Below are 10917 nucleotides of genomic sequence, written 5' to 3'. Positions count from 1 at the left end.
ACGTTAGTTCTCGTATATAAATATTTTCACCAATTTGGCGAAAAGCATTACTAATATAATAAAAAAAGCCAGTCCTCCGCCTCTAGTCTCATAACAAAGAAAAGGCAGGGGTCTGGCTTTATAAAGAAAGATAGTCTCCGCTCTTTATAAATATAAGACACACTGCCTTCATAGTCAGGTTGTTTACGGTAACCCGGTAGAGACTCTCAAACCATATCATTGAGGATATATGAAGGATCGTTTTATATTATCTTCCTAGATTCTAACAATGAAGTATCTATATGGTCAAGAGAGAAAGCGACAAAATTCTACAGAAATTCATTTCCTTTTCTAAAAAACATAAAAAAACATCCATTTCTATATAGAAATGGATGTTTTTTAGGGCAAACGGAATTACATCATTCCGCCCATACCGCCCATGCCCATGCCGCCCATGTCAGGCATTGCTGGTGCATTTGGTTCTGGCTTGTCAGCTACTACAGCTTCAGTTGTTAAGAACATAGCTGCAACAGATGCTGCGTTTTGAAGTGCAGAACGAGTTACTTTAGCTGGATCTACGATACCAGACTCAAGCATGTTAACCCATTCGCCAGTAGCTGCGTTGAAACCAACGCCTACTTTTTCGCCTTTTAGACGCTCTACAACTACAGATCCTTCTAGACCAGCGTTGATTGCGATTTGACGAACTGGCTCTTCTAGTGCGCGAAGTACGATGTTGATACCTGTTGCTTCGTCGCCTTCAGCTACGATAGAAGCTACTTTCGTGTATACGTTCATAAGTGAAGTACCACCACCTGCAACGATACCTTCTTCTACTGCTGCACGAGTTGAGTTAAGTGCATCTTCAATGCGAAGTTTGCGCTCTTTTAACTCAGTTTCAGTTGCTGCACCTACTTTAATTACCGCTACGCCACCTGCTAGTTTAGCAAGACGCTCTTGTAATTTTTCACGATCGAATTCAGAAGTTGTTTCTTCTAATTGCGCACGGATTTGACCGATACGAGCTGCGATTTGCTCTGTATTTCCAATACCTTCAACTACAGTTGTGTTTTCTTTTGTAACAACAACTTTACCAGCGCGTCCTAAAGATTCAACTGTAGCAGATTTTAAGTCCCGACCTAATTCTTCAGTGATTACTTCGCCACCAGTTAAGATTGCGATATCTTCTAGCATTGCTTTACGACGGTCACCAAATCCAGGAGCTTTAACAGCTACTACGTTGAATGTACCACGAAGTTTGTTCACTACTAATGTAGCTAAAGCTTCGCCTTCTACATCTTCAGCAATGATAAGAAGTGGTTTACCTTGTTGTACCACTTGCTCTAATACTGGTAAGATTTCTTGGATGTTAGAAATCTTTTTGTCAGTAATTAAGATGTATGGGTTATCAAGAACTGCTTCCATTTTGTCAGAATCAGTAATCATGTAAGGAGATGCATATCCACGATCAAATTGCATACCTTCTACTACGTCTAATTCTGTTGTGAATCCTTTAGACTCTTCTAAAGTAATAACGCCATCGTTACCAACGCGCTCCATTGCTTCAGCGATTAATTGACCTACTTCTTCGTCAGCTGCAGAAATAGCAGCTACTTGCGCGATAGAAGATTTGCCTTCGATTGGTTTAGAAATCGTTTTTAATTCTTCAATTGCAGCAGTAACAGCTTTTTCGATACCTTTACGAAGACCCATTGGGTTAGCACCAGCTGTTACGTTTTTAAGACCTTCACGAATCATAGCTTGCGCTAATACAGTTGCAGTTGTTGTTCCGTCACCAGCTACATCATTTGTTTTGCTAGCAACTTCTGCTACTAATTTCGCACCCATGTTTTCGAATGCATCTTCTAATTCGATTTCTTTTGCGATTGTTACACCATCATTTGTAATAAGTGGTGAACCGAATTTTTTCTCAAGTACAACGTTACGACCTTTTGGTCCAAGCGTTACTTTTACTGCGTTTGCAAGAGTGTCGACACCGCGAAGCATCGAACGACGTGCTTCTTCACTAAATTTAATATCTTTTGCCATAATAATTGACCCCCTTGGATTTTTTTAAGATTTATATAATTAACCGATAACTGCTAAAATGTCACTTTCACGTAAAATCAAGTAGTCTGTACCTTCATATTTCACTTCAGTACCTGCATATTTTGAGAAGATGATAAGATCACCTGCTGCTACCTCTAAAGCAACACGCTCACCATTTTCAAGCACTCGACCAGTACCTACTGCAACAACTTTACCCTCTTGTGGTTTTTCTTTTGCAGTGTCTGGTAATACAATACCACTTGCTGTTTTTTCTTCTGCTTGAACAAGCTCAATTACAACGCGATCACCTAATGGCTTTAGCATGAACAATAACCTCCTCATTTTGTTATGTAAATTTTATTTATTAGCACTCAAGTCACCCGAGTGCTAACACACTTATAATAATAAATAATCTCAATTTCTTTTGCAAGTAAAAAAATCATAATTTTTTCGCAAATTACTATATAAACTTTCTATATAGAATACTGCCTTTACTATATGAATCGTTGTTTCCCCTACTCGTATGTTACAATATGAAAGACACCCTAAGTTGTTTTCGCTAAACGTACAACTTTTTCCTGTCTCCTACTTTAATTTAAAATACGTATTTACAAAAAAATCATAATTCGAATGAAAGTTTATATCGTAGATAACATATTTACATGTTATCCTACCTCATCTCATACACTAGAGTTAGAAAGGATGGTTAAACCATTTGAAGAAACAATACTGGTGGATTATCGTTACATACATTTTAATGCAATTATCTGGCGCTGTTGGATTACCACTTCTCCTAAAAACAGGACTCTATGATAATAGAGGATTTACCATTGAGGAAAAAGGACAAATCATAATGGGACACTGGGCAATTATTAGCTTCTTTGTTGCATTATGTATCGTACTTTGGTTACTTAGAACAGATATTCGCGACAGACATTTAGATGCAACGCGCTCTTCTGTTCCAGCTACAATTGGGTGGATTTTCATCGGATTATTCTTAGCTTTCTTTTCACAAATAGTTGCCGGTATGATCGAGATGCAGCTACTAGGAATTAAACAAGGTTCAGAAAATACAATGAAACTGATGGAAATTGCACGAACTACTCCTTGGTTCCTTATTGTTGTATCTATAATCGGACCTATCTTAGAAGAAATCGTATTTAGAAAAATTCTATTCGGTGCACTTTATAAGAAGTTCAACTTCTTTATTGCAGCTATCATTAGTTCACTTGTATTCGCAGCAATTCATTTTGATTTTACTCACTTATTGGTATACACTGCTATGGGGCTCGTATTCGCCTTCTTATATGTGAAGACGAAGCGCATTATCGTTCCTATTGCAGCTCATGTTGCGATGAATACATTAGTCGCTATTGGGCAAATTTTTATGAGCAATGAGCAAATTCAAGAAATGATTAAAGAAGCTGAAAAAATGCAAGGATTTATCGGAGGATTTTTTGTATGAGAAACTCACCATTGTTCATGGCCGCATTATACTTCCTTCTTGGATGTATCTTTACACGCTTCGCCATTACGAACGTGACAGATACAATCTGGAATGTGTGGACAATACTATTTGCAGTTATGGCAACAATTGATTTTAATTTGGCACTTCGCCTTATATTAGTTAAATTCACAAAGAAGAAACAATAATAAAACGCAGAGGTCGCTTCCTCTGCGTTTTATTGTGGATAGTTTTTCAAAAAGTAAACTAATGTTTGTAACTCTACAGCTAAATCAATATGATGAATTCTAATATTCTCTGATACGTTTAATCGTGCTGGTGTGAAATTCAAAATACCGTGCACGCTCGTTTCAGCTAATCTATCTGCTACAGCTTGTGCTACTGTAGCCGGTACTGTTAATATTGCCACTTGTATATCATTTGATAATCTCTCTTCTAATTCATCTAAATGATATACAGGAATGCCCCCGATTTCTGTTCCAACTTTCTCTTCACTAACATCAAATGCCATTTCAATTTTTGTATTATTGTTTTTCGTGAAATTATAATGTAAGAAAGCGGTCCCTAAATTACCTACTCCAATAAGTGCTACACGCGTTATATCATCTTGATCAAGTGTTTCGCGGAAAAATGATAATAAATAATTTACGTTATATCCATATCCCTTTTTCCCTAATGCTCCAAAATACGAAAAATCTCTTCGTATTGTTGCGGAATCTACTTTTACCGCTTCACTCAATTCGGCCGATGAAACACGCTGCTTACCAGAAAGAGATAAGTTTTGGATAAATCGATAGTATAGAGGCAATCTTTTAGCAGTGGCTTGTGGAATCTTTTGCTGATCCATATGACCTCTCCTCTCTTCCTATCTTTATTCATATACTTTAATCAAATACAGAAGTTTAGCACTCATTAAATTCCTTGTATAATAAAGAGAAGAAGTATTCTCTCTTTATTTTAAACTATACACTATTTTTAGTATGATTGAGAAATATAAACATGGCAAAGTTAAGAAATTATTTGAGGTGAGAACATTGATTTTATTACAAGTAAATGGACTTTCGAAATTATACGGTGCAGAAACAATTCTTGCAAACATAAAATTGGAAGTACAAACAAAAGATCGTATCGCATTAGTTGGAAGGAATGGAGCTGGAAAATCTACATTATTAAAAATTATCGCTGGTGAGTTATCACATGATGATGGCGAAATTATAAAACCGAAAGATGTCTCAATCGGGTATTTAGCTCAAAATACTGGCCTAGAAACGTCTTTAACAATTTGGGATGAAATGCTAACCGTCTTTACCCACTTACGGCAAATGGAGACAAAACTTCGAAGGCTTGAGCAAGAAATGGGAAAAGAAGAAAACTTTTCAAACGAAGCTATATATGAAAGATTGTTAGCTGATTATGACCAATTGCAACTCAATTATAAAGATCAAGGTGGATATCAATATGAAGCGGATATTCGCTCCATTTTAAGCGGCCTTGGCTTCCCAGTTGAAACACACCAGACGACGATCTCTACTTTAAGTGGCGGGCAAAAAACAAGATTAGCTCTCGGGAAATTATTATTAACAAAACCAGACTTACTTATTTTGGACGAGCCTACAAACCATTTAGACATTGAAACATTAACATGGCTTGAGCAATATTTACAAGGTTATCCTGGCGCAATATTAATCGTTTCCCATGACCGTTATTTCTTAGACAAACTCGTTACACAAGTATATGAAATTTCGAATAAAGAAAGCAGACGATTTGTTGGTAACTACAGTAAATATTTAGACTTAAAATCAGCATTATATGATCAAGAAATGAAACGTTACGAAAAACAACAAGATGAAATCGCAAAACTTGAGGACTTCGTTCAAAAGAATATAGCTCGCGCTTCTACAACGAAACGTGCTCAAAGTCGCCGTAAACAACTGGACAGAATGGAATTATTAACGAGACCATTAGGGGATTCTAAGTCAGCATCATTCCACTTCGATATTGAAAAGCAAAGTGGAAATGATGTTTTACAAGTAAAAGATGCAACCATCGGCTATGAGGAGGACCCTATAATTGAACACGTAACTATGCGCTTAACTCGCGGAGATAGTGTTGCCTTAGTTGGTCCAAACGGAATTGGGAAATCCACATTATTAAAATCTATTGTGAATAAGTTACCACTATTAAATGGTAATGTTTCTTTCGGATCAAATGTATCTGTTGGCTATTATGATCAAGAACAAGCAAACTTAACATCTTCTAAACGGGTTTTAAATGAACTATGGGATGAATATCCACTGCAACCTGAAAAAGAAATCCGTACTATACTCGGGAATTTTTTATTCACAGGAGATGATGTACTGAAACCAGTATCTTCCCTTAGTGGTGGACAAAAAGCTCGATTAGCTCTTGCGAAACTTATGATGCAAAAGTCAAATTTATTAATTCTGGATGAGCCTACGAACCACCTTGATTTAAATAGTAAAGAGATTTTAGAGAATGCTTTAATTGATTATCCAGGGACTCTTCTATTTGTCTCACATGACCGCTACTTTATTAACCGTGTAACAACGACTGTGGTTGAGTTATCAACAGAAGGCGCACAGGAATATTTAGGTGATTACGATTACTATGTGGAGAAGAAAAATGAAATGATTGAACGGGCAGCATTTGAACAACTTGAACAGCAAGAAAATCAGGCACCTGTTCAAAAAACTGTAGCTCAAGAAAAATTAAATTATCTCGAAGAAAAAGAGCGTAAACAATTAGAACGTCAACGCACTCGAAAAATTGAAGAGCTAGAACAAAATATCGTAAACTTAGAAGAAGAAATTGCTACGTTAGAAGATCAACTTTGCTTACCAGAAATATATGCAGATTATGAAAAAGCTAGTGAAATTACAACTAAAAAACAAACGCTACAAGAACAGCTTGAAACTTGTATGGCAGAGTGGGAAGAGCTGCATGTATAAGAGTATTTAAATAAGGAAGATGTCTCATCAGTCATGATTTTTGACTATGCGACATCTTTTTTCTTTAAGTACATAAATAATTTTTTGGATATATCAATGGTAACTGGGAATATATCAACGATTTTTCAAATATATCTATCGTAACCCTATATACATAAACGATTCGACACGAAATATCGATTTACCGACAAGGATTGACAATATCAGCACCCTCTATAATGGAGGGATATTAAAAAATGTTTTTCGGGGATATCTTCTTGCTTTTTATTTCCCGAAAAACAATACACTCAAAGGTCAGACTTCATCTAGTTTATCCACAAGTTTATACACATATCCACCTTTATAAAATAACTATTAAACCAACTTTTCCACATTACCCACAGCCAACGAAAAAGTTACCAACACTTTATATACACAATAAAACCCACATTATCAACAGATAACATGGGTTTTATCCACAAGCTGTGGTTAATTATGTGCATAACTATGCTTCAATATCTAATCCTGGATTCGCATTTAAGGCTAATGTTGCACGCTTGCCTTGTTCATACGCAATTGTCCCTGCCGCTGCAATCATTGCTGCATTATCTGTGCATAAAGATAGCGGTGGAATAATTAGTTCAATGTTTTCTTTTTTTGCAAATTCTTCTTCTAATCGGGCACGAAGTCCTTTATTAGCAGCTACTCCACCAGCAAGAAGTAATTGCTTTACATTATAAGCTGCTGCTGCACGAGCTGCTTTCGTTACAAGTACATCTATTACACTTTCTTGGAAACTTGCCGCTAAATCTTCTGGTTTAATTTCTATACCACGTTGTTTCGCGTTATGCACAGTGTTGATAACTGCTGATTTCAATCCACTAAAGCTAAAATCATATGAATCCGGTTCTAGCCATGCACGAGGCAAATCAATTGTTGGTTCTCCTTCATGTGCAAGGCGATCAATATGAGGACCACCTGGATATGGCATAGATAACGTACGAGCTACTTTATCATATGCTTCTCCAGCTGCATCATCTCGCGTTTCACCAATTACTTCAAATGAACCATGTTCTTTCATATAAACAAGTTCTGTATGCCCACCAGATACAACAAGTGATAATAGCGGGAATTGCACTTCTTTTACTAAACGGTTCGCATAAATATGACCAGCAATATGATGAACACCGACTAGCGGAATATCATGTGCAAAAGCTACTGCCTTCGCTGCATTTACCCCAATTAGAAGTGCTCCTACTAAACCAGGCCCTTCTGTTACAGCGATTGCATCAATATCATCAAATGTTATGTTTGCTTCTTTTAAAGCTTCTTCTAACACAACTGTAATTTCTTCTACATGATGACGGGATGCAATCTCTGGTACAACGCCGCCAAAACGTTTATGACTTTCAATTTGTGATGCAACGACATTCGCAATAATTTCCGTCCCATTTTTAACAACCGCTACCGCTGTTTCATCACAGCTCGTTTCAATCCCAAGTATAATCGTATTTTTTTCCATTATATATTCACCCACATTACAAGACCATCTTCCTGATTGTCTGCATAGTATCGTTTACGAATTCCACCATTTTGAAATCCATATTTTTTGTATAACTGCTTTGCTACTTCATTTGATACACGTACTTCAAGCGTCATTGTTTTTACCCCTAGTTCTTTCGCTTCTGAAATAACTGCTTTCAATAAGGCATCTCCTAACTTTTGACCTCGGTATTCTGGCAAAATAGCTATATTTGTTATATGTGATTCATCAATAATTATCCACAATCCACAATACCCGATTACACGACCATCTTTTTCTAACACAATATAATGTGCATGTTCATTCATCGTTAATTCACGGTGAAAAGCATCTGCAGTCCAAGGAGTTGAAAAAGATACTTCTTCAATAGCTACAATTTGAGCAATATCATCAAGTTCCATCTTTCTAAATATCATATCCATCTTCTGCAAGGCCCCTACTTGTTTTGACTTTCTAACCACTTTGTTTCAGCTTCAGCTAAACGAAGATAGCTCGGAACAAACGTATGCACATCATGTTCTTCTTTTTGTAATCCTAAAAATGCTAGCTCACTTGGTCTTGGATTATTTTTAGTAAAAAGAGCGAATACAGCTTGATCACCTAAATATTCTATAATTGTTTCTTTATGCAATTTAACATCATTACCGATAAATAAAACAGGCTGTCCTTTATCTTTTAACATTTGCAACCAGTCTACAATAAGAATAATTCGGTCTTCTTCTATTGAAGTTAACTGCTCTCCTTCGTATGTATATAATCCAGTATAGATTTGCCCACGCCTTCCATCAAATAAAGGACAAATTAATCCATTAAAGTTAGCACCGTTTGCAGCTACTACCTCTAAACTTGATACACCTACAATTGGTATTTGAAGTGACCAAGCTAATGTTTTTGCCGCTGTCACGCCTATGCGAACACCTGTATATGATCCAGGTCCAGCAGCTACAACGATTTTAGTTAATTCCTTCGGTTTTACACCACATTCTTTTAACAGTTGCTCTACAGCTGGCATAAGACGTACAGAATGGTTTTTCGTCAAATTTGTAATGATTTCCCCAATCACGTTTCCTTCCTCAATAAGGGATACACCCATTACGTAATTTGAAGTATCAATTGCTAGTACTTTCATCTTGTAATAGCTCCTCACATAATCTAATATAGCGATTTCCAATTGGCTCGAGTATAATTTTTCTTGTGTCATCTCCCGCATGGAATAAACTAATTTGTAACTTTTCATTCGGTAAATATGCTTCTATTAAATGAGCCCATTCCACTACCGTAATTCCTTCACCGTAGAAATACTCATCAAAGCCTAAGTCCTCTTCGCTTTCTGCTAAGCGATACACGTCCATATGATATAGCGGTAATCTTCCTTTATATTCTTTAATAATATTAAAGGTAGGACTATTTACAACTCTTTTCACTCCAAGACCTTTTGCTAGTCCCTTTGTAAAAGTCGTCTTACCAGCTCCAAGATCTCCTTCTAAAATAATTACATCTTGTGCCTCTACGAGTTCACCTAGTTTTTCTGATAATCTTTTTGTTTCCTCAGAAGATTTTGTTGTTACTTCATATTTACTCACAGACTTCACCTACTTTACTCACAATGTTCTCTGCTCTTTATTATACAGGTTTTGAATATATAAAAAAGTCCTTAGGAGTTGTCCTAAGGATAGTTTGACTGTCTTTATTAGTTTTTTGTTAAAACAAATAAAAAAATACGAAACAACTTGTTTCGTTCTTTTCTTTATATAAAATGGCGGTCCCGACCGGGGTCGAACCGGCGATCTCCTGCGTGACAGGCAGGCATGTTAACCACTACACCACGGGACCATTTGGTTGCGGGGACAGGATTTGAACCTGCGACCTTCGGGTTATGAGCCCGACGAGCTACCGTACTGCTCCACCCCGCGATGATATAAATAGCTTGGCGACGTCCTACTCTCACAGGGACAAGGTCCCAACTACCATCGGCGCTAGAGAGCTTAACTTCCGTGTTCGGTATGGGAACGGGTGTGACCTCTCTGCCATCATCACCAAACTATGAAGGCATATTCCTTCAAAACTAGATAACATTGCTACATATTATATGGTTAAGTCCTCGATCTATTAGTATTCGTCAGCTCCACATGTCACCATGCTTCCACCTCGAACCTATCAACCTGATCATCTTTCAGGGATCTTACTAGCTTACGCTATGGGAAATCTCATCTTGAGGGGGGCTTCATGCTTAGATGCTTTCAGCACTTATCCCTTCCGCACATAGCTACCCAGCTATGCCCTTGGCAGAACAACTGGTACACCAGCGGTGCGTCCATCCCGGTCCTCTCGTACTAAGGACAGCTCCTCTCAAATTTCCTACGCCCACGACGGATAGGGACCGAACTGTCTCACGACGTTCTGAACCCAGCTCGCGTACCGCTTTAATGGGCGAACAGCCCAACCCTTGGGACCGACTACAGCCCCAGGATGCGATGAGCCGACATCGAGGTGCCAAACCTCCCCGTCGATGTGGACTCTTGGGGGAGATAAGCCTGTTATCCCCGGGGTAGCTTTTATCCGTTGAGCGATGGCCCTTCCATGCGGAACCACCGGATCACTAAGCCCGACTTTCGTCCCTGCTCGACTTGTAGGTCTCGCAGTCAAGCTCCCTTATGCCTTTGCACTCTACGAATGATTTCCAACCATTCTGAGGGAACCTTTGGGCGCCTCCGTTACACTTTAGGAGGCGACCGCCCCAGTCAAACTGCCCACCTGACACTGTCTCCCGGGTCGATAAGACCCGTAGGTTAGAATTTCAATACAGTCAGGGCGGTATCCCACCAGCGCCTCCACCGAAGCTAGCGCTCCGGTTTCAATGGCTCCCGCCTATCCTGTACAAACTGTACCAAAATTCAATATCAGGCTACAGTAAAGCTCCACGGGGTCTTTCC

Annotated in this window: 10 protein-coding genes, 2 tRNA genes, 2 rRNA genes and 1 riboswitch; of the genes, 3 read left to right on the top strand and 11 right to left on the bottom strand. The window is 38.2% G+C overall.

Annotation, left to right across the window (positions count from 1 at the left end; genetic code table 11):
- Window positions 1-151 precede the first annotated feature (151 nt).
- Window positions 152-253, bottom strand: a riboswitch (purine riboswitch).
- A gap of 140 nt (window positions 254-393) precedes the next feature.
- Together groL and groES are read right to left on the bottom strand one after the other, a co-directional pair.
- Window positions 394-2028, bottom strand: a complete 1635-nt coding sequence (groL, locus tag MR167_RS28575; protein ID WP_001029992.1) for a chaperonin GroEL — start codon at window positions 2026-2028, stop codon at window positions 394-396.
- 39 nt (window positions 2029-2067) lie between these two features.
- Window positions 2068-2352, bottom strand: coding sequence for a co-chaperone GroES (gene groES, locus MR167_RS28570; protein ID WP_000917311.1), 285 nt, complete (start codon window positions 2350-2352; stop codon window positions 2068-2070).
- A 391-nt stretch (window positions 2353-2743) separates the two neighbouring features.
- Between groES and MR167_RS28565 the strand changes: the two genes are divergently transcribed.
- Window positions 2744-3493, top strand: a complete 750-nt coding sequence (locus tag MR167_RS28565; RefSeq protein WP_000745315.1) for a CPBP family intramembrane glutamic endopeptidase — start codon at window positions 2744-2746, stop codon at window positions 3491-3493.
- The gene (locus tag MR167_RS28560; RefSeq protein ID WP_001246204.1) at window positions 3490-3681 is read left to right on the top strand and encodes a YdiK family protein; all 192 of its coding nucleotides are present in this window, start codon (window positions 3490-3492) and stop codon (window positions 3679-3681) included. The genes MR167_RS28565 and MR167_RS28560 overlap by 4 nt, the downstream gene beginning before the upstream one ends.
- Window positions 3682-3710: 29 nt before the next feature.
- Here the strand turns inward: MR167_RS28560 and MR167_RS28555 are convergent, their stop codons facing one another.
- Window positions 3711-4340: a redox-sensing transcriptional repressor Rex gene (locus MR167_RS28555; RefSeq protein ID WP_000372699.1), complete on the bottom strand. Its 630-nt coding sequence runs from the start codon at window positions 4338-4340 to the stop codon at window positions 3711-3713.
- Between the two features lie 187 nt (window positions 4341-4527).
- On the opposite strand from MR167_RS28555, the gene MR167_RS28550 reads away from it, so the two are divergent.
- A complete protein-coding gene (locus MR167_RS28550; RefSeq protein WP_016078110.1) occupies window positions 4528-6462 on the top strand; it encodes an ABC-F family ATP-binding cassette domain-containing protein in 1935 nt (644 codons plus the stop codon).
- Between the two features lie 484 nt (window positions 6463-6946).
- On the opposite strand, the gene tsaD is transcribed toward MR167_RS28550, so the two are convergent.
- From tsaD to MR167_RS28510, 8 genes are all read right to left on the bottom strand, one after another.
- Complete coding sequence (gene tsaD, locus MR167_RS28545) at window positions 6947-7963, bottom strand: tRNA (adenosine(37)-N6)-threonylcarbamoyltransferase complex transferase subunit TsaD (protein WP_000414591.1); 1017 nt, start codon at window positions 7961-7963, stop codon at window positions 6947-6949.
- Entirely contained in the window at window positions 7963-8406 is a 444-nt protein-coding gene (rimI, locus tag MR167_RS28540; protein ID WP_000367207.1) for a ribosomal protein S18-alanine N-acetyltransferase, read from the bottom strand. The genes tsaD and rimI overlap by 1 nt, the downstream gene beginning before the upstream one ends.
- Window positions 8407-8420: 14 nt before the next feature.
- The gene (gene tsaB / locus MR167_RS28535) at window positions 8421-9113 is read right to left on the bottom strand and encodes a tRNA (adenosine(37)-N6)-threonylcarbamoyltransferase complex dimerization subunit type 1 TsaB (RefSeq protein WP_242316051.1); all 693 of its coding nucleotides are present in this window, start codon (window positions 9111-9113) and stop codon (window positions 8421-8423) included.
- On the bottom strand, window positions 9094-9567 hold the full coding sequence (tsaE, locus tag MR167_RS28530) for a tRNA (adenosine(37)-N6)-threonylcarbamoyltransferase complex ATPase subunit type 1 TsaE (protein WP_242316049.1): 474 nt from the start codon (window positions 9565-9567) through the stop codon (window positions 9094-9096). The genes tsaB and tsaE overlap by 20 nt, the downstream gene beginning before the upstream one ends.
- Before the next feature lie 174 nt (window positions 9568-9741).
- Window positions 9742-9817, bottom strand: a tRNA-Asp gene (locus tag MR167_RS28525).
- 3 nt (window positions 9818-9820) lie between these two features.
- Window positions 9821-9897: transfer RNA gene (locus MR167_RS28520), tRNA-Met, on the bottom strand.
- Between the two features lie 12 nt (window positions 9898-9909).
- Window positions 9910-10025, bottom strand: a 5S ribosomal RNA gene (gene rrf, locus MR167_RS28515).
- A gap of 48 nt (window positions 10026-10073) precedes the next feature.
- Window positions 10074-10917: ribosomal RNA gene (locus MR167_RS28510) — 23S ribosomal RNA — on the bottom strand; the annotation flags it as partial.

Origin of the sequence: Bacillus cereus group sp. BfR-BA-01355 (assembly GCF_022663675.1) — a bacterium.
In the GTDB taxonomy this organism is placed as follows: Bacteria; Bacillota; Bacilli; order Bacillales; family Bacillaceae_G; genus Bacillus_A; species Bacillus_A thuringiensis_S.
The sequence above is the reverse complement of the archived record's forward strand: the minus strand, read 5'-3'. Positions and strand labels throughout refer to the sequence as shown.

Excerpts from the sequence above, each read along its gene's own strand:
- MR167_RS28555 (WP_000372699.1), bottom strand. The coding sequence starts at position 4,340 with ATGGATCAGCAAAAGATTCCACAAGCCACTGCTAAAAGATTGCCTCTA.
- tsaD (WP_000414591.1), bottom strand. The coding sequence starts at position 7,963 with ATGGAAAAAAATACGATTATACTTGGGATTGAAACGAGCTGTGATGAA.
- groES (WP_000917311.1), bottom strand. The coding sequence starts at position 2,352 with ATGCTAAAGCCATTAGGTGATCGCGTTGTAATTGAGCTTGTTCAAGCA.
- rimI (WP_000367207.1), bottom strand. The coding sequence starts at position 8,406 with ATGGATATGATATTTAGAAAGATGGAACTTGATGATATTGCTCAAATT.
- groL (WP_001029992.1), bottom strand. The coding sequence starts at position 2,028 with ATGGCAAAAGATATTAAATTTAGTGAAGAAGCACGTCGTTCGATGCTT.
- tsaB (WP_242316051.1), bottom strand. The coding sequence starts at position 9,113 with ATGAAAGTACTAGCAATTGATACTTCAAATTACGTAATGGGTGTATCC.
- MR167_RS28560 (WP_001246204.1), top strand. The coding sequence starts at position 3,490 with ATGAGAAACTCACCATTGTTCATGGCCGCATTATACTTCCTTCTTGGA.